Genomic DNA, 18,562 nt, shown 5'->3' with positions numbered 1-18,562 from the left:
TCCCACCCCAGTCTCACCGTCTCCCCCGGAGACAACAGCCGCGCCGAGCGTCCTGCAGAACCTCACGGTGGCGGCGCTGCGTGCCCGGGCGAAGGCTGAGGGGCGCGTGGGCTACAGCCGGCTGTCGAAGGCCGAGCTGATCGCGCTCTTCGCCTGACATGCAGACCTATCTCGACCGCGAAGCGGAAGCCGCATCCCCGCGAACGCTGCTGGACATCCTCCAGGCGTCCGCTGCCGCCCACCCCAATGCGTCGGCTATCGACGATGGCGACGTATCTCTGAGCTACACGGAGCTGCTCGCCCACGTGTGGCGCACGGCCGAACGCCTCCATGACTCCGGCGTCCGTCGCGGGGACCGGGTGGGAATCCGGCTCCCGTCCGGTGAACGATGGCTGTACATCGCGATTCTCGGCACCCTCGCCGCCGGTGCAGCATACGTACCCGTGGATGTCGATGACCCCGACGAGCGCGCCACGCTGGTGTTCACAGAAGCGGGTGTGCGCGGGATCATCGTGGCAGGAGGGTTGTTCCAGACCGCACGGGGCGATCGTCTCGTGGAGGGCTCTCTCTTCGCCGGTGACGATCCGCACCCGGCGACACGACCCGTGGCGGTCATCGACCCGCCACAGCTCGACGACGATGCGTGGGTCATCTTCACGTCGGGTTCCACGGGCGTCCCGAAGGGCGTCGCGGTGTCGCACCGGTCCGCGGCCGCCTTCGTGGATGCCGAACGTCGACTCTTCCTGCAGTCGGCGCCGATCGGTGATGTCGATCGTGTGCTCGCGGGCCTCTCGGTGGCGTTTGACGCGTCCTGCGAGGAGATGTGGCTCGCCTGGGGCCACGGCGCGTGTCTCGTGCCGGCCCCACGCGCCCTCGTGCGCGCGGGTTCTGACCTGGGACCCTGGCTGCTCGGCCACGGGATCACCGTCGTATCCACCGTGCCGACACTTGCCGCACTGTGGCCGCAGGATGCCATCGAGAACGTCCGCCTCTTGATCTTCGGTGGCGAAGCCTGCCCTCCCGAACTGGCCGCGCGCCTCGTGGCACCAGATCGCGAGGTGTGGAACACGTACGGGCCGACCGAGGCCACGGTCGTCGCCTGTGCCGCGCTCCTGGACGGCACGGTTCCCATTCGCATCGGTCTCCCTCTCGACGGCTGGAACCTGGCCGTGGTCGACAGCGACGGACAGCGGGTGTCGGATGGCGAGTCGGGCGAGCTGATCATCGGCGGGGTCGGCCTCGCGCGCTATCTCGATCCGGCCAAGGACGCCGAGAAGTACGCCCCGATGCCGACCCTCGGCTGGGATCGGGCCTACCGTTCCGGTGATCTCGTGCGCGCTGAGCCGGAGGGCCTGGTCTTCCTCGGGCGTGCGGATGATCAGGTCAAGGTGGGCGGGCGGCGGATCGAGCTCGGTGAAGTCGAGGCCGCGCTGCAGAATCTGCCCGACGTGTCCGCTGCCGCCGTCGCCGTGCGTCACACGGACGCCGGTGTCCCGCTCCTCGTCGGCTATGTCGTGCCCGCCGAGGGCTTCGACCGCCAGCAGGCACGCGCGCGCCTCGCGGAGACGCTGCCGACCCCGCTCATCCCGCTGCTCGCGCTCATGACGGATCTTCCGGTGCGGACATCCGGGAAGGTCGACAAGGCGGCACTCCCCTGGCCCCTGGACGATGCCGATGAGGCAGAGTTCGGGCTCACAGGCACGGCGGCGTGGCTGGCCGAGCGGTGGTTTGGCGTCCTCGGACAGCGTCCCACCGACGAGAACGCGGACTTCTTCGCTCTCGGTGGTGGATCGCTCGCCGCCGCGCAGCTGGTGTCGCGCATACGCGAGCGCGCACCGGAGTTCACGATGGCCGACGTCTACGATCTGCCGCGTCTGGGACGCATGGCCGCGTCGATCGATGAGGAGGATCCGGCTCCCACGACGCAGTCCTTTTCGGCGGCCGCCCCGACGCCACTCGCCATGCGGATCGCTCAGACTCTCGCCGGCGGCCCCTTGTTCGTGCTCAGCGGGATCAAGTGGCTCCTCTGGCTGCTGACAGCATCGTGGCTGCTGCGACTCGTTGCAGGCTGCGAGTTCCTCCCGGCGGTGGCGTGGTGGGCGCTGGCCATCGGTCTGCTCATCTTCGCCACTCCGGTCGGCAAGATGGCGATCGCGGCGACGGCCGCCCGGCTGCTGCTTGCGGGCGTGCGGGGTGGTGACTATCCCCGCGGCGGCGGAGTGCACATCCGCCTCTGGCTGGCCGAGCAGATCTCGCAGCAGATCGATCCCGTCGGGTCCGCGGGCGCGCCATGGGTGAGCTACTACGCTCGTGCTCTCGGGGCGAAGATCGGCCGGGACGTCGATCTTCACACTCTCCCGCCCGTGACCGGGCTGCTCCAGGTGGGCTCTGGGGCAGCCATCGAGCCCGAGGTCGACCTCGCCGGCTACTGGATCGACGGCGACACCGTGCGCATCGGGGAGATCCGCATCGGTGCCGGCGCGACCATCGGAGCCCGCAGCACGCTGGCACCGGGCACGCGTATCGGCCGCGGCGCGGAAGTCGCGCCCGGGTCTGCTGTCTTCGGCCGCGTGCGCGCCGGCCAGCGCTGGGCCGGATCACCGGCCGTCCGTGTCGGTGGCAAGTCCCGTCCCCTCGCGGCGGACCGTCCGCCCGTCCGACGCCGCTGGCTGTGGGCCTATGTGGCGTCGTCCGCGATGCTCGGACTACTGCCGCTCGTCGCCTTCGGTGTCGGCGGCCTGGTGCTGGCGGCGGGAGCACGCGGAGCGGACCACATCGCCGAGGCGATCCCTGGTCTTCTCATCTGGCTGGTGCCGGCCGTGCTGGCCGTCGGGTTAACGTTCGGTGTCCTGGTCCTCGGCGGTGTCCGTCTTCTCGCCATCGGTCTGACGCCAGGCGTGCACCCCGTGCGCAGCAGAATTGCCTGGCAGGCCTGGACCACCGAGCGGCTGCTCGATGCGAGCCGCACGATCCTTTTCCCGCTGTACTCCAGCCTCGCAACGCCCGTCTGGCTGCGGATCCTGGGCGCGCGGGTCGGGCGTGATGTCGAGGCGTCCACGGTGTTGCTGCTGCCATCGCTCACGACGATCGACGACGGCGCATTCCTGGCCGACGACACGATGGTCGCCACCTATGAGCTGAGCGGCGGTTGGATGAGGCTGGCCCCGGCGCGCATCGGCAAGCGGGCCTTCCTGGGAAACTCGGGCATGGCTGGTGCCGGGCACAAGGTTCCCAAGGATTCGCTGGTGGCGGTGCTCTCCGTGGCGCCGGATAAGGCGAAGGCGGGTTCGTCGTGGCTGGGTTCCCCGCCCGTGCGGTTGCGCCGCGTCGTCAACTCCGCCGATCTCGAACGCACCTATCGGCCGCGTCGTTCCCTGCGCTTCGCGCGTGCGGCGTGGGAGCTGTGCCGTGTCGTGCCCGTGATTGTCTCCTGCGCGCTCGGTCTCGCGGTGCTGGTCACGCTGGCATGGATCATCGAGAGCAGCGCGCTCTGGGTGGCTGTGCTGGCCTCCGGTCCCGTCCTCCTGCTGGCGGGAGCTGTCGCCGCTGCGGTGACCACCGCGGCGAAGTGGCTGATCGTGGGCCCGATTCGCCCGGGCGAGCACCCCCTGTGGTCGAGTTTCGTCTGGCGTACCGAGGTGTCCGACACGTTCACGGAGATGCTCGCGGCTCCCTGGTTCGCCAACGCCGCTGCCGGAACTCCCGCCCTCGCGATCTGGTTGCGCTCGCTCGGAGCGAAGATCGGCCGCGGGGTCTGGACGGACAGCTACTGGCTGCCCGAACCCGACCTGGTGCGTCTCGGAGACGGTGCCGTGGTGAACCGCGGTTGTGTGGTTCAGACGCATCTGTTCCATGATCGAGTAATGAGCCTCGATACCGTGACCATCGAAGAGGGTGCCACCCTGGGTCCACACAGCGTGGTGCTGCCGGCTGCGACCCTCGGCAAGCACGCCACCGTCGGCCCGGCGTCGCTCGTGATGCGCGGCGAACTGGTTCCCGTCGGCAGCCGGTGGAGCGGCAACCCGATCGGTCCGTGGCGCGCTGTTCGCGTGCGGTCGTATCAGGACGCCGACGCGTGAGGGCGGACGAGTACACACCCCATTCCGGCGACGCTTGTCTGCAAGTGTCCGCATATCACCTCGATCTGGACTACAAACCGTCGACCAACCGGCTGAGCGGAATCGCCGTGATTCGCGGTCGTTTCCGCCGGCGCTCGCGCACGATCGGCCTCGATCTGGTCGGTCTCGCCGTCACGAAGGTGAAGGTGGCGGGAGACTCGCGAGCGACCTTCACGCAGTCTGATCGCAAGGTGAAGATCACTCTCGGTGCAGAACGTGAGCGTGGTGACGAGTTCGAGGTGAGCTTGAGCTATGCGGGATCACCGCGTCCACGCCGCACTCGCTGGGGAGCGCTCGGCTGGGAGGAGCTGGAAGACGGAGTCCTCGTGGCATCGCAGCCCACCGGTGCGGCCACGTGGTTCCCCTGCAACGATGTTCCCGCGGACAAGGCGCTGCACACACTTGTACTCACGACAGACCCGCTGTACACGGTGGCCACCGGCGCTCCCGCCACGCGGCGGCTGGTGAAGGGCCGCTCCGTGTGGACCTTCACACAGCCAGCGCCGATGGCCACCTATCTGTCCACGGTGCAGATCGGCCGCTACGCGCGCACCGATGTGCGGCTGGGATCCACAGCGGGCACCATTCTGTATCCCCCGCTGCTGCAGGATCGGGTATCTCGCGATTTCGCCGATCTCGATGCCATGATGCGCACCTACGAGACGTTGTTCGGCGCGTACCCGTTCGAGCGGTACACGGTCGTCGTGACCCCGGATGAGCTGGAGATCCCGCTGGAGGCGCAGGCGATGGGGATCTTCGGTGCCAACCACATCGACGGCCACGGCGGCCTGGAACGTCTCATCGCCCACGAGCTTGCCCACCAGTGGTTCGGGAACAGCGTGGGGATCGCGCAGTGGCGTGACATCTGGCTCAACGAAGGATTCGCGTGCTACGCCGAGTGGATCTGGTCCGAGGCTTCCGGCGGCCCCACGGCCCACAGCAAAGCACTCGCGCACCATGCCCGCCTCGCCACGGAAGACCAGGATCTGGTGATCTCCGATCCGGGTGCGGACGCCATGTTCGATGACCGTGTCTACAAGCGCGGCGCACTCACCCTGCACGCGGTGCGGCTGACGGTCGGTGATGAGCGCTTCTTCGAGATCCTCCGTGCGTGGACTCGTCGCTTCGCTCATGCCACCGCGAAGACGGACGACTTCGTGGCGCTCGCCGAGGAGGTTTCCGGCGTTACAGTCACCGACCTCCTGCACGCCTGGTTGAACGAGGAGAAACTCCCTCCGCTCCCGACAGTATCCGGCGCGCACGAGCCGGCACCCCTCACCGAGGTGATCCTCCTCCCCCGCGGTCTGTCGTCCCGCGGGGCAGAGGATCGGTCCTAGCGGGAGGTCTCGCGACCCGCGCCGCGAGACCGATAGGCCAACGCCAGCGGGAAGCCGGTCGGCGCGGCGAGCAACGCGGTGACCCAGGCACGCCCATCCGCAAACCGAACGCTGTCTCGATCCAGCAGCGCTGCGCTCGTGTCCAGCAGCGACGCGCGCCCATCGGCTTTCATCGCCGCCTCGACGCGGGTCCAGTCACGCAGGGTCAGGCCGGGGATCGCCTCCGCGTCTGCGTCACCCACCTCGACATCGACGCCGAGAGCCACGACCGCATCAGCCGACGCCGCCGCGACAGCCACCACTCCCGGCGCGTACGAGAGGGAGAGGACCAGCTCGTTGCCGGCTACGATCGGGCGCCCGTGATCGGTTCCCCCGCAGTTCGGACAGCGACGTCCGATAGGCAGGTCTGCGCCGGCAAGCTCCCGAACGACGCTCGCCAGCAACGCCTCGGCCGTACCGCGCGCGGTACGGCCGCGGCGATCGCCGTCGTGCTCCCGCATCACCACGGTGACCGGCCCCACGCTCCAGCGATGCTCCACAGCTTCAGCCTATGGGCGTGCGGCCGCGCGGACGTGCGGGTCCTGGCAGGATGGGGCGATGACCGTCCCCGACGAATCTGAGCGCTTGGTGGCCTGGGGCGCCGAGTTGCGTGCCGTGCACGCGCGGCTGCGCGCGGCACTTACGGTGGTCCGGGAGGCAGACGGGTCCGATGCTGTGGCGACAAGGGACCTTCTCCTGGTGTGCCATGGCTTCTGCGTCGCCCTGACCCAGCACCATCAGGGCGAGGATCGACAGCTGTTCCCCGCCATCGCCGCAGCCCATCCCGAGCTGCGCGATACCCTCATGCGGCTGCAGCAGGACCACTCGATGATCGGGGCGCTCATCGCCAGCCTCGACGCCGTCGCGGGGTCCGACGAGCACGGTTCGATCTCACGACACCTCGACGGCATTGCCGCCATCATGGAGTCTCATTTTCGCTATGAAGAGCGCTCGCTCATCAGCGTGCTGGACGCGCTGGCGCTCGACGCGGAGCCTCGTGAGGTGCTGGGATCCCTGTAGTGTCGTTGGTCACGTTCACCACATGCGCGGCGTCGATGCGAGACGTGCTTCGACGATTCCGATTGTCACGAGTGATCGCGGGTCGTTCCCGGTTGTTTCTCGTGAGCTTCTCGTGAGTGCGGGCTTAAGAGGTCCCACTTAGAACACAAAACCCCTGTTTGAACAGGGGTTTTGTGGACCTGAGGGGACTCGAACCCCTGACCCCCTGCATGCCATGCAGGTGCGCTACCAGCTGCGCCACAGGCCCATTTCATCCGGCGAACCGAACAGGAATACTCTAAGCGAACTGGCCGGCCGGTACACAATCGACCCGCATCTCGCGCGCGTCGGGGCGCGATTGGGAGCCACGCCACAGGGACCAGATGATCGCCCTCCCAGCGACGACTCTGCCCCACCCGGACACCACAGCGCCATCGCAGCGTTGCTGGACCAGGTCGCCCGGTGATCACCATCGCGTCCTTCCGTCTCAGGCGTGACGGTGTGGAGTTCGGCATGATCCTCAACGGGCCGGACGAAGATGAGGACGACGACGAGTGATACTTGAACGCGACCGCCGAGCCCGGCGACTGCATGGCCCTTTACAGCCCCGCGACAGCGGCGAGTACGACATCTGATCCCAACGATTTGACCCTGCCACTGTGTCAGGGTGGAGCGTGATTCCATCATGTACACCATCGGAGAGTTCGCCGCACTCGGGCACGTGAGTGTCCGCATGCTCCGCCACTACGACGCCATCGGTCTGCTGCGTCCGGCAGAGGTCGACCCCTTCAGCGGGTATCGACGCTATGACCCGGCGCAGCTGGAACATCTGCTGCGTGTGGTCGAGCTTCGCGACCTGGGCTGTTCTCTGGACGATGCTGCGTCCGTGCTCGGCACCGACGACACGAGTGCGGCCCTGATCGCCGTGCTCGCGCGTCGGCGATCCGAGCTGCGCGAAGCGATCGACCAGGAACGGGCTCGTCTCGCGCGGATCGAACGACGACTCACCGCCCTCGAAAGGAACAACCTCGTGTCCGACCTCATCACCCCCGCCGTCGAATACCGCCGGATCGAGGAGGTCACGGTCTACGCCGCGAGTGGTGTCGCTCCGGGCGGCGAAGACGTGAGCGGCCTTGTCGACCGTCTCCTGCCGCCGCTCCTGGACGCACTGCAGACCTCGGGTGTGGAGTTCCATGAGCCCGGCGTGTTCTGGTACGAGAACGTGGCCGGGACCGACGATCTGCGCGTCTGGGTCTCCTGGATCGCCGGCGCATCCGCCCAGACGAACCCCGCATGGGAGGTGGTCACGCTGCCCGCGATCGAGCGCGCCGCAGTGCTCCCCTATCGCGGCGATATGGCTGGCATCGGTCGAGCCTGGAACGAACTGACCAGCGCGATTCTCGCAGACGGTGCGGAGCCGATCGGTGCCTGCCGCGAGGTGTACCTCGAGTCCGAACCGCTCCCGCAGTCCGAGTGGCTTACCGAGCTGATCCAGCAGGTCCGCTGACCGACCACGTCGAGGGGCGCCCGCCGCGTGGGGCCCCTCCGACGTGGCCGATCCGCCGTCTCTCCCACGCTTCAGGGTCGGCGATAGCATTCGATATGCGCTCCCTCCGGCCGATGCCCGGCAATCCCTGGCCCCACGACATGTCCATCACTGTCGAAGACAATCCCGCCGCTCTGCTGGAGCTGCTGTGGGTGCGCGACGCCTGGAGGCTCGACGTCACGGCGAACGCCCCGGGCCCACTCGTCGACCGGGCGGAGCCGATGCATCCCGAAACCCGCGCCGCTCAAGACACAGCGGCATGGGAACTCGCCTGGCCACTGCTGTGGAGCGAAGCCGTTGCTCATGCGGCCGAGGGGCAGGATCCGCTGCTGTTCGAGAGACTCATGAAACCAGGCCTCGACCCCGCCGATCATGCAGCGCTGTTACAACAGCTGATCGGACCCACCTGGCGTGACCACTTCGACGACGCTGGCCTGGGTGGGGCTTTCGCCGAGTGGCAGTCGCGGCACACCGGGCGGCTCATTGATCGAATGCACGCACGCCAGGCGCCCGGCGACGACCCTGAGCATGTGTGCCTGGCCGCGCTGATCCCCGCGTGGAAGCGTGGGCTCACCCGGGTCGTGGTCCTGCCGTGCGAGGGAACCTTCACGCGGACGATCGGCCCGCTGGCGCTCCTGGTCACGGCATCCACGCGTGAGGATCCCCGGCGGTACAGCGACGCTCTCGCGGAGTTCACCGGCTGATCCCGAGCCGCCCGCCGCGTCTTCCCGGCGCAGCTCTCCACGAACGAGAAGAGGCTCCCGCATGGCGGGAGCCTCTGTGTGTGGACCTGAGGGGACTCGAACCCCTGACCCCCTGCATGCCATGCAGGTGCGCTACCAGCTGCGCCACAGGCCCGGATGGGCGTTGGTAAACCAACCCCCTCAGCCTACAACACCCGCGAGGGTGCTGCCGACCATCCCGCCGGCGTCGATCAGATCGATGCCGGCTGCGGAAGCGTGAAATCGATGGTCGCGCCGTCCTTCCAGAGGCGCTCCAGGTCGTAGTACACCCGCTCCTGCTCGTGGAAGACGTGCACCACGATGTCGCCGAAGTCGCTGAGAACCCAGCGGGCATCCTGGCGTCCCTCGCGGCGCAGGCGCTTGTGGCCCGCCTCCAGGAGCTTCTCCTCCACCTCGTCGGCGATCGCCGCGACGTTGCGCTCGTTGCGCCCTGTCACGATCACGAAGGCGTCGACGAACGGAAGCGGCTCAGACACGTCCAGCGCGACGATGTCCTCGCCGCCCTTCGCGTCGGCGGCCACGGCCGCGATCTGCACCATCTTGCGAGATTGTTCGCTTGCGGTCATTGCATCATTCCTGTCAGGGCTGCCCCGACGATCACGCCCACCAGGGCCAGGGCGAGAACGCCCGCAGTGATCGCGAGGATCAGCATCAGCTTGTTGCTCTTCTCCGGCACGGGAGGCTTGATGATCTCGCCGGGAGCCTTCGCCTGGCTCACCGCTGCGGTGGCAGCGATGGGCGTAGGCGACGACGCGGCGGGCAGCTCTCCATCGATGAGGACGGCGTCCACATCCTTGCCGTCGGCGACTCCGGGCGCATGCCCCTGGGAGCCGAGCTCGGGGAGGTTGAAGGTGCCGGTGACCAGCATCGCTCCGGTCGAGGTGACCGGTGCGGTCAGCGGCGGAAGGGCGGAATCCGAGAGCACGAGCGAATGGCCCGCAGCCGTGGATCCGCCGCTGTCACGGGAGATGAGGTCGTCGAAGGACTGCTCACCCGACGTGACGCCTGCGGCGACCTGCGCACCGAACGCGGAACTCAGGGTGGGGCTTTCGCTCGCGGCGGCCTTCTCAGCCGGGCTCTTCTCCGGCGTCTTGAGCTTCGCGGGAGCGTCGAACGCGGGAGTCGCGGTGACGGACGCTGCCGGCGGAGCCCACGCGGGACGCGGCTCTTCCTCTGCAGCGGCCGCGGGCTCGCCCTGGTCCGCCCCCGCGGTGGTGTCGGAGTTGGCGCTGTCGGAGGCGGGAGAATCCGCGGACACCACGTCGACATCCGACGTGGCTGCGTCCGCAGCCTCCGGCTCCCGGTTGTCGGCCTGCGACTCCCCCTCGGCCTGCGACTCCTCCGCGGCCGAAGACTCGCCCTCGGCAGGTGCGTCCGAAGGTTCTGCGTGATCCATCGACCCGCCATCGGCTTCCGCCGTGGCAGGCTCCTGCGGTGCGTCGATCGTCGCGACCGGCTCTTCCGCCGCCGGAACATGCGTCTCCACAGCAGGAGCGATGTCGTCCGCCTGCGGAGCCGTCTCGGCATCGGCATCGGCGTCGGCATCAGCATCGGCCGGGCGGATCACTGGCACGGACGCGGTGCGCACGCGCTCGAGATCGCGCAGCTCACGCCGCGTGAGGCGATGCTCGGTACCGTCGGCTGGGGACTGGGCGGGCAGCTCCGGGGCCGCGACGATGATCGGCTCAGCCGGCCGTGGCAGCGGGTTGCTCACGGGTGCGTCACGACGGGGAGGAACCGGATCCGCCGACGCGCTGTCGTCGAACGCCGATCCATCGCCGACCACGGGGGTCTGGCCGGTCAGCCGCAGCTCACGCAACTGGCGTCGGGTCAACTGCTCCCCGGAGTTATCAGTGGTAGTCATGCGGTGCTCCGATACAGGTGATGCTTCGCAATGTATTGGACGACCCCGTCGGGAACGAGGTACCACACGGGGTGTCCCTGACGAACACGCTCGCGACAGTCCGTGGACGAAATGGCCAGTGCCGGAATCTCCAGCTGACTCACCACCTCCGAGGGAAGCCCTTCGGTGGTGAGTACATGGCCCGGCCGCGACACCGCGACGAACTGCGCGAGGTCCCAAAGCTCATCATGGTCTCGCCAGCTGAGGATCTGGGCGATGGCGTCTGCCCCCGAGATGAAGAACAGGTCGGCATCCGGTCGCTGTGCGTGCAGGTCCCGCAGGGTGTCGATCGTGTAGGTGGGCCCGCCTCGATCGATGTCGACGCGGCTGACCGTGAAGCGCGGGTTCGAGGCCGTGGCGATCACCGTCATCAGGTAGCGGTGCTCGCTGCCGGTGACATCGGATTTCTGCCACGGGTGTCCCGTGGGCACGAAAACGACCTCGTCGAGGTCGAACCACTGTGCCGCTTCGCTCGCGGCAACCAGGTGGCCGTGGTGGATGGGATCGAAGGTTCCACCCATCACGCCGATCCGCGGTCGCCGTTCGCTTGTCATGCGGCAGGCCTCAGTGGCCGGCTCCGTGTCCTGCGCCGTGGCCCGACTCGGGGTTCTCGTGAGCGAACTTCTCCGCCTTGTCCGCGTGACGGTTGGCCACGTTGCGGTACGAGAGGGTCACCATCGCGAGCAGGAAGAACACGCACGCGGCGATGATGGCTGCCGGGAAAGTGTGCAGCATGACGTTCTCGGCGTGCTCCTCTGCGGCTGCGAGAACGAGCGTGGAGAGAGACATGGAAACTCCGATCGGGTTTGTTACAGGTATCAGTCTATTGCGGTCAGCCGCGAACCTGGCCAGAGCCACGCGCGAGCCACTTGGTGCTCGTCAGCTCAGCCAGGCCCATCGGACCACGCGCATGCAGCTTCTGGGTCGAGATGCCCACCTCAGCTCCGAAGCCGAACTCGCCACCGTCGGTGAAGCGCGTGGACGCGTTGGCCATGACGACCGCGGAGTCGACCTCCGCCAGGAAGCGATCCGCGTTCCGGCTGTCGGTGGTGATGATGGACTCGGTGTGGCCGGTGGAGTAGGTGCGGATGTGCTCCAGCGCCTCATCCAGATCGGCGACGACGTGCATCGCGATCTCGAGATCGAGGTACTCCGTTGCCCAATCCGCCTCTGTCGCCGGGACGATCCCGGTGCCCAGCGAAGCGACGACGTCGTCACCGTGGATGGTGACGCCCTGCGCCTGGAGCGCTGCGGCGAGATCGGGAATCAGACGGGATGCGGCCGCCGCATGAACCAGTACCGTCTCCACGGCGTTGCACACGCTCGGACGCTGCACTTTGGCGTTTACGACGATGTCCCGCGCCCAGTCAGCAGGCGCGGTCTCATCGAGGAAGATGTGGACGTTGCCCGCACCCGTCTCGATCACCGGAACGGTCGACTGGGTCACGACGGTCTCGATCAGCTGCGCACTGCCGCGCGGCACGAGGACGTCGACATAGCCGCGCGCATTCATCAGGGCGTTCGCGCCCTCGCGACCGAAATCGTCGACCGACTGGATCGCGTCCGGCGTGATTCCCTGCCCGACCAGCGCCTCACGCATCACGTCGACCAGAACGACGTTGGACTCACGCGCCGCGGATCCGCCCCGGAGCAGCACGGCATTGCCCGAACGCAGTGCCAGCGCGGCGATGTCGACGGTCACGTTGGGACGAGCCTCGTAGATGACGGCGACCACGCCGAACGGCACGCGAATCTGCTCCAGCGCGACGCCATTGGGAAGTCGATGACCGCCCACGACCTGCCCGACGGGGTCGCGCAGAGCAGCGACGTCACGGACCGCAGCGGCCAGCGACGAGATGCGCCCGGCGTCCAGCAGGAGTCGGTCCAACAGCCCGGCCGCGATCCCTTCGGTGCGCCCGCGCTCCAGATCGACGGCGTTCGCCTCGATGATGCGGGGCGCGGCGGCCTCGAGGGCGGTAGCGATGGCGCGCAATGCCTCCGCCTTATCGCCGCTCGTGAGTCGGGCGATGTCACGCGAGGCTGTCTTGGCGGCGCGGAAGCGATCGAGAAGAGCGTCGGGGATACTCACGCATCCACCTTAGCGAGGGAGTCGGTCGCCGCCTGGGCCGTGACATCGGCCGGCTCGAACCAGGTCCCGACGTGGGCGCCGGCCAGTGCCTGCGCGGCCTGATCGGTGGAAGTCACCAGCACGCCGATCCCGGCCGCGGCGGCCAGCCGCGCGGCAGACACCTTGGTCGCCGCGCCGCCGGTGCCGACGCTGTTGACGACCTTCGCCCCGAATTCGAGTCCGGCCAGATCGTCGCCGGCTGCGATGACGTCAAGAGGCTCGGCGCCGGGCTCACCCGGCGGGCGGGTGTACAGGTTCGCGATGTCGCTGAGGAGCACCAGAGCGTCGGCGCCGACCAGCTGCGCCACGAGCGCGGCGAGTCGGTCGTTGTCGCCGAAGCGGATCTCGTGGGTGGCGACCGTGTCGTTCTCATTCACGATCGGGAGGATCCGTAGGTTCAGCAACCGCTCCATGGCGCGGCGCGCATTGGAGCGATGGACCGGATTCTCCAGATCCCCCGCGGTGAGAAGAACCTGGCCCGCGACGATGTCGAACGGACGAAGCGCCTCTTGGTACCGGTAGACCAGCACGTTCTGGCCGACGGCGGCCGCCGCCTGCTGAGTGGCGAGGTCGGTGGGGCGGCTCTCCAGGTTGAGGTAGGGCATCCCGGTCGCGATGGCGCCGGACGACACCAGCACCACTTCAGTGCCGGAACGGTGCGCCTCGGCGAGGGCGTGCACCAGCATCGGAATGCGCCAGGATCCCTCACCGGAGATCGATGACGAGCCCACCTTGACGACCAGCCGACGAATGCCGGGCAGGTCGGCGCGTGAACGTGCGCTCACCGCTCCTCCAGGTATTGCTCGTCGCGGTACTTCTGGGCAACGCGCTCTGCCTCCAGCTCGGCGCGAGCCTCGGCCTTCGCGTCCATACGGTCGTGGTACTGCTCGCGACGCTCGGAGGTGGTGCGTCGCGAGGAGCCCGTGAGGCGGGGATCGGTGCCGCGCGGAGCGGCGGTCAGTTCCGCCGCAGACGAGAGCGCGGGCTCCCAGTCGAACACGACTCCCCCGTCGCCACCGATCACCACGGTGGAACCGGCGGTCGCGCCCGCACGGTACAGCTCGTTCTCCACACCCAGACGCTCGAGTCGATCGGCGAGGTAGCCGATCGCCTCGTCGTTGGTGAAGTCCGTCTGCGCCACCCAGCGCTCGGGCTTCGCACCGCGGATGCGGTACAGGTTGCCGTATGTGCCGCCCTCGACCGAGACGGAGAACTCCTTCTCCGACGCCTGCGGGCGGACGATGATGCGCTCCGGAACCGGCGCTGCGGCCGTTTCGATGCGGTGCTGCTCGACGATGTCCGCGAGGGCGAAGCTGAGTTCGCGGAGTCCCTTGCGGGCAACCGTGGAAATCTCGAACACGCGGAAGCCGCGGGCCTCGATCTCCGGACGGACCAGGTCGGCAAGATCCTGCGCCTCGGGCACGTCGATCTTGTTGAGCGCCACCACCTGCGGGCGCTCCAACAGCGGAATCTGTCCCTCCGGGACCGGATACGCTGCGAGCTCCGCGAGGATCACGTCCAGGTCGCTGAGCGGGTCGCGACCGGGCTCCAGCGTTGCGCAGTCGAGAACGTGCACGAGCGCGGAGCAGCGCTCGACGTGGCGGAGGAACTCGAGGCCGAGGCCCCGGCCCTCGCTGGCACCCTCGATCAGGCCGGGAACATCGGCAACCGTGAAGCGGTTGTCACCGGACTGCACGACACCGAGGTTGGGGTGCAGGGTGGTGAAGGGGTAGTCGGCGATCTTCGGCCGAGCGGCGGAGATCGCCGCGATCAGGCTCGACTTACCCGCGGACGGGTAGCCGACCAGCGCCACGTCGGCGACCGTCTTCAGCTCGAGGACGACATCGCCCTCCCACCCCGGCGTGCCGAGCAGCGCGAAGCCGGGGGCCTTGCGCTTCTGGCTGGACAGCGCCGCGTTGCCGAGACCGCCCTGGCCACCGGGCGCGGCGATGAAGCGCATGCCCGGCTCGATCATGTCGACGAGCACCTCACCATCCGGATCCTTCACGACGGTTCCCACAGGAACCGGCAGTTCGAGAGGCTCGCCGAGCGCGCCGGAGCGGTGGTCGCCCATTCCGAATCCGCCGTTGCCCGCACTGCGGTGGGGGCTGTGGTGATACGACAGCAGGGTGGTCACCTGCGGGTCTGCGACCAGCACGATGTCGCCGCCATGCCCCCCGTTGCCGCCATCTGGGCCGGCGAGCGGCTTGAACTTCTCACGGCGTACAGAGACGCAGCCGTTGCCGCCCTTTCCCGCGCTCAGGTGCAGGGTGACCTCGTCGACGAAAGTGACCATCGGAATCCTCCGGATAAAACAGGTCGGGGCGAGCCGAAGCCCGCCCCGATCAGAAAGCTTGCGGCTTACTGGGCCGCGACGATGTTGACGACCTTGCGGCCGCCCTTGGTGCCGAACTCGACAGCGCCGGCCGACAGCGCGAAGAGCGTGTCGTCGCCACCACGACCGACGTTGACGCCGGGGTGGAAGTGGGTACCGCGCTGGCGGACGAGGATCTCGCCGGCGTTGACGGTCTGACCGCCGAAGCGCTTCACGCCGAGGCGCTGCGCGTTGGAGTCACGACCGTTACGGGTAGAGCTTGCGCCCTTCTTGTGTGCCATCTCTGCTGCCTCCGGTGCTTACTTGATGCCGGTGACCTTGACGCGCGTGAGGTCCTGACGGTGACCCTGGCGCTTCTTGTAACCGGTCTTGTTCTTGAACTTCTGGATGACGATCTTCGGACCACGGAGGTTGCCGATAACCTCGGCCGTCACCGTGATCTTCGCGAGCTTGTCCGCGTCGGTCGTGACGGTGTCACCGTCAACGAACAGAACCGCGGGAAGCTCGATATTCTCGCCCTGGGCGGCCCGGACACGGTCGAGATGCACGATCGTGCCGACTTCCACCTTCTCCTGCCGTCCACCGGCGCGCACAACTGCGTAAACCACTTGCCACCTTGTTTCTTTGGGGAACCACGTTTCGGGTTCCGGAACGTCTGAAAAGACTGTGCTTGCACTCCCGGAAAGGGACGCCCACGGGGAGCCGGCGCGGCTGCAAGTCTCTCGACGCCGCCCGGGGGCGGGCGACGCGGATGCGCACCAAGGAACCACTTTACCGGATGATCCTGTGTAGCGGCAAAAGGAACCGCTGCGTGTCGTCTTCCGCGTCATTCATTCTGCCCCATTCGACGGACCGAAGCGTGCCGGCGGCGGCGTAGCATCGGCAGAATGACCGTTCTCGTCGACGCCCCGCGCTGGCCCGCCCACGGCCGCCTGTGGGCGCACCTCGTCAGCGACAGCAATCTGGACGAGCTGCACGCCTTCGCGCGCGCCCAGGGGCTTCCCGAGCGTTCGTTCGACTTGGATCACTACGACGTGCCGGAGGAGATCATCGATCGGCTCGTGGCCGCCGGCGCAACCCCCGTGGACGGGCACGAGCTGGTGCGCAGACTCATCGCCTCCGGATTGCGAATCACCGCCCGCGAACGTCGCGGGCGGTGATTCAAGAACAGCTCAGGCTGTCGTGGACGGGTCTCACTCCCCCGCCGGTTCGGCGACTGCGCCCACCACAGGGGCAGTCGAGACCGGGGTACCGGTGAGTGCGGCCGTGGTGACACGACGACGGCCGCGCCCCTGACCCGGAGCCTTCGGCTCCGGAAGTGCGTCGAGCACGGACTCGAGAAGCTGTTCCTTCTCGGTCTTGGGCTTGTCCGCGGTGTTGACGTTGGTCCCATTGGCACCGTTCCGCTTCTTACGCGGACGCTTCGCGCGCTCCGTGCGTTCGCCCCGCTCGGGTGCCGGCGCCTCCGGCAGCACGAGCTCGGTCACATCCGCGGGCACGGCCTCGGTGGCCGTGCCGGTGCGGGTGGACGCCGCGATCTGAGCGAGCGCTGACTTCGCGCCCTCGGTGATCACATGAGTCGAGACCTGAGCAGCGGGAGCCGCAGGAGCGCCGCCAGCGTTCGAGCCTCCGCGCGAGCGGCGCGATGAGGCGTTGCTGTTGGCACTGGCGTTACCGTTTCCGCTTCCGTTCGAGACAGGCGCGCGGTGCCTGACCACCGGGTCGTGGTGCACCACGACGCCACGGCCAGCGCACACTTCGCACGGCTCGGAGAACGTCTCCAGCAGACCCAGGCCCAGCTTCTTGCGCGTCATCTGCACGAGACCGAGCGAGGTGACCTCGGCCACCTGGTGCTTGGTGCGGTCACGACTCAGGCACTCGACCAGACGGCGCAGCACCAGGTCGCGGTTGGACTCCAGCACCATGTCGATGAAGTCGATCACGATGATGCCGCCGATATCGCGCAGCCGCAGCTGGCGCACGATCTCCTCGGCTGCCTCGAGGTTGTTCTTGGTGACGGTCTCCTCGAGGTTTCCGCCGGAGCCGACGAACTTGCCGGTGTTGACGTCGACCACCGTCATCGCCTCGGTGCGGTCGATGACCAGCGAGCCGCCCGAGGGCAGCCAGACCTTGCGATCCAGAGCCTTCTCGATCTGCTCGGTGATGCGGTACTCGTCGAACGGGTCCCGATCGCCCTCGTAGCGCTGGACGCGCTCCAGCAGATCGGGCGCGACGCCTCGCAGGTAGCTCTCGATCGTCTGCTGCGCTTCGTCGCCCTGGATGATGAGCTTCTGGAAGTCCTCGTTGAAGACGTCACGCACGATCTTGACGAGCAGGTCCGGCTCAGAGTGCAGCAGCTGCGGCGCGTGGCCGGAGGCCGCCTGAGCCGCGATCTGCTCCCACTGCGCGGTGAGGCGCTGCACATCCACCGTGAGCTGCTCCTCCGTAGCGCCCTCGGCAGCCGTGCGGACGATCACGCCGCTGGACTCCGGAAGCACCTCCTTGAGGATGCGCTTGAGGCGCGCGCGCTCCGTGTCGGGAAGCTTGCGGGAGATGCCGTTCATCGAGCCGTTGGGAACGTACACGAGGTAGCGGCCCGGCAGCGAGATCTGGCTGGTGAGGCGGGCGCCCTTGTGACCGACGGGGTCCTTCGTCACCTGGACGAGCACCTTGTCGCCGGTCTTCAGTGCCAGCTCGATGCGGCGCGGCTGGTTTCCGGTCTCAACGGAGTCCCAGTCCACCTCACCCGAGTACAGCACCGCATTGCGGCCACGGCCGATGTCCACGAACGCGGCCTCCATGGAGGGCAGCACGTTCTGAACGCGTCCGATGTAGACGTTGCCGATCAGTGACGCGTCCTGATTGCGGGCGACGTAGTGCTCGACGAGGACCTTGTCCTCGAGCACACCGATCTGGACGCGGCCGTTCTTGGAGCGGACGATCATCTGACGGTCGACGGACTCGCGGCGGGCGAGGAACTCGGCTTCCGTGACCACGGCACGGCGACGGCCGGCCTCGCGACCGTCACGACGGCGCTGCTTCTTCGCCTCCAGACGCGTGGATCCCTTGATGGCCTTGGGCTCCGTGATGTACTCCACGGTGCGCGCACGACGACGAACATCGCTAGCGTCGTCGGGCTCGCCACGACGACGACGGCGGCGGGACCCGCCCTCGTCCTCCTCGGCGGGCAGTGCCGGAATCGGAACGATCTCCGGTGCGTAGAAGTGCAGAGCGGTGGACACCTGCGAGACGAACACCTCGGGCAGCAGCCCCAGGCTCACCGCGGTCGGCAGCGGCTCCGGCTCGGGCTCCGTCTCCGGGGCGGGCTGGCGCAGCACGACGACGTCATCGCCGAGCCCGAAGCTGGCACCGGCGGTGCTCGCGGGCGCGCTCGGCTGCTCGGTCGCCGTGTCC

The 18,562-nt window shown here is 68.1% G+C and carries 17 protein-coding genes and 2 tRNA genes; 6 read left to right on the top strand and 13 right to left on the bottom strand.

The features are described 5' to 3' along the window. Positions 1 to 158: 158 nt before the first annotated feature. Both ACI3KU_RS18405 and ACI3KU_RS18400 read left to right on the top strand, forming a co-directional pair. The gene (locus ACI3KU_RS18405) at positions 159 to 4,079 is read left to right on the top strand and encodes a Pls/PosA family non-ribosomal peptide synthetase (protein WP_404923788.1); all 3,921 of its coding nucleotides are present in this window, start codon (positions 159 to 161) and stop codon (positions 4,077 to 4,079) included. Between the two features lie 44 nt (positions 4,080 to 4,123). Then, positions 4,124 to 5,455 (top strand): M1 family metallopeptidase, encoded by a 1,332-nt coding sequence (locus ACI3KU_RS18400; RefSeq protein ID WP_404923787.1) that lies wholly within the window; start codon positions 4,124 to 4,126, stop codon positions 5,453 to 5,455. Here ACI3KU_RS18400 and ACI3KU_RS18395 read toward each other — a convergent pair. Further along, positions 5,452 to 5,994, bottom strand: coding sequence for a hypothetical protein (locus tag ACI3KU_RS18395; RefSeq protein WP_404923786.1), 543 nt, complete (start codon positions 5,992 to 5,994; stop codon positions 5,452 to 5,454). The two genes, ACI3KU_RS18400 and ACI3KU_RS18395, sit on opposite strands and share 4 nt — an antisense overlap. A 58-nt stretch (positions 5,995 to 6,052) precedes the next feature. On the opposite strand from ACI3KU_RS18395, the gene ACI3KU_RS18390 reads away from it, so the two are divergent. Next, complete coding sequence (locus ACI3KU_RS18390; protein WP_404923785.1) at positions 6,053 to 6,514, top strand: hemerythrin domain-containing protein; 462 nt, start codon at positions 6,053 to 6,055, stop codon at positions 6,512 to 6,514. A 174-nt stretch (positions 6,515 to 6,688) separates the two neighbouring features. On the opposite strand, the gene ACI3KU_RS18385 is transcribed toward ACI3KU_RS18390, so the two are convergent. Next, positions 6,689 to 6,761, bottom strand: a tRNA-Ala gene (locus ACI3KU_RS18385). 399 nt (positions 6,762 to 7,160) lie between these two features. Between ACI3KU_RS18385 and ACI3KU_RS18380 the strand changes: the two genes are divergently transcribed. Both ACI3KU_RS18380 and ACI3KU_RS18375 read left to right on the top strand, forming a co-directional pair. Beyond that, positions 7,161 to 8,000 (top strand): MerR family transcriptional regulator, encoded by an 840-nt coding sequence (locus ACI3KU_RS18380; protein WP_404923784.1) that lies wholly within the window; start codon positions 7,161 to 7,163, stop codon positions 7,998 to 8,000. 95 nt (positions 8,001 to 8,095) lie between these two features. Further along, entirely contained in the window at positions 8,096 to 8,743 is a 648-nt protein-coding gene (locus tag ACI3KU_RS18375) for a hypothetical protein (RefSeq protein ID WP_404923783.1), read from the top strand. Between the two features lie 81 nt (positions 8,744 to 8,824). Here ACI3KU_RS18375 and ACI3KU_RS18370 read toward each other — a convergent pair. From ACI3KU_RS18370 to rplU, 10 genes are all read right to left on the bottom strand, one after another. Further along, a tRNA-Ala gene (locus tag ACI3KU_RS18370) sits at positions 8,825 to 8,897 on the bottom strand. A 76-nt stretch (positions 8,898 to 8,973) separates the two neighbouring features. Then, positions 8,974 to 9,348 (bottom strand): ribosome silencing factor, encoded by a 375-nt coding sequence (gene rsfS / locus ACI3KU_RS18365; RefSeq protein WP_404923782.1) that lies wholly within the window; start codon positions 9,346 to 9,348, stop codon positions 8,974 to 8,976. Then, positions 9,345 to 10,646 (bottom strand): hypothetical protein, encoded by a 1,302-nt coding sequence (locus ACI3KU_RS18360; RefSeq protein ID WP_404923781.1) that lies wholly within the window; start codon positions 10,644 to 10,646, stop codon positions 9,345 to 9,347. Before ACI3KU_RS18360 ends, rsfS begins: the two co-directional genes overlap by 4 nt. Next, complete coding sequence (gene nadD, locus ACI3KU_RS18355; RefSeq protein WP_404923780.1) at positions 10,643 to 11,239, bottom strand: nicotinate-nucleotide adenylyltransferase; 597 nt, start codon at positions 11,237 to 11,239, stop codon at positions 10,643 to 10,645. Before nadD ends, ACI3KU_RS18360 begins: the two co-directional genes overlap by 4 nt. A gap of 10 nt (positions 11,240 to 11,249) precedes the next feature. Then, positions 11,250 to 11,474 (bottom strand): hypothetical protein, encoded by a 225-nt coding sequence (locus ACI3KU_RS18350; protein WP_404923779.1) that lies wholly within the window; start codon positions 11,472 to 11,474, stop codon positions 11,250 to 11,252. Positions 11,475 to 11,517: 43 nt separating this feature from the next. Then, complete coding sequence (locus ACI3KU_RS18345; protein WP_404923778.1) at positions 11,518 to 12,774, bottom strand: glutamate-5-semialdehyde dehydrogenase; 1,257 nt, start codon at positions 12,772 to 12,774, stop codon at positions 11,518 to 11,520. Next, complete coding sequence (gene proB, locus ACI3KU_RS18340; protein WP_404923777.1) at positions 12,771 to 13,598, bottom strand: glutamate 5-kinase; 828 nt, start codon at positions 13,596 to 13,598, stop codon at positions 12,771 to 12,773. Before proB ends, ACI3KU_RS18345 begins: the two co-directional genes overlap by 4 nt. Continuing rightward, positions 13,595 to 15,109 carry a GTPase ObgE gene (obgE, locus tag ACI3KU_RS18335; RefSeq protein ID WP_404923776.1) on the bottom strand — a complete coding sequence of 505 codons (1,515 nt, stop codon included), beginning with the start codon at positions 15,107 to 15,109 and terminating at the stop codon, positions 13,595 to 13,597. The genes proB and obgE overlap by 4 nt, the downstream gene beginning before the upstream one ends. A gap of 65 nt (positions 15,110 to 15,174) precedes the next feature. Continuing rightward, positions 15,175 to 15,429, bottom strand: coding sequence for a 50S ribosomal protein L27 (rpmA, locus tag ACI3KU_RS18330; RefSeq protein ID WP_404923775.1), 255 nt, complete (start codon positions 15,427 to 15,429; stop codon positions 15,175 to 15,177). A gap of 18 nt (positions 15,430 to 15,447) precedes the next feature. Beyond that, positions 15,448 to 15,756 (bottom strand): 50S ribosomal protein L21, encoded by a 309-nt coding sequence (gene rplU / locus ACI3KU_RS18325; protein ID WP_404923774.1) that lies wholly within the window; start codon positions 15,754 to 15,756, stop codon positions 15,448 to 15,450. 279 nt (positions 15,757 to 16,035) lie between these two features. Between rplU and ACI3KU_RS18320 the strand changes: the two genes are divergently transcribed. Then, the gene (locus tag ACI3KU_RS18320; RefSeq protein WP_404923773.1) at positions 16,036 to 16,308 is read left to right on the top strand and encodes a DUF4031 domain-containing protein; all 273 of its coding nucleotides are present in this window, start codon (positions 16,036 to 16,038) and stop codon (positions 16,306 to 16,308) included. 33 nt (positions 16,309 to 16,341) lie between these two features. Here ACI3KU_RS18320 and ACI3KU_RS18315 read toward each other — a convergent pair. Further along, on the bottom strand, positions 16,342 to 18,562 hold a 2,221-nt coding region (locus ACI3KU_RS18315), incomplete at its 5' end, for an Rne/Rng family ribonuclease (RefSeq protein ID WP_404923772.1).

This window comes from Microbacterium sp. ZW T5_56 (assembly GCF_044987425.1).
Classification (GTDB): Bacteria; Actinomycetota; Actinomycetes; order Actinomycetales; family Microbacteriaceae; genus Microbacterium.
This window is presented reverse-complemented; position numbering and strand designations above follow the sequence as displayed.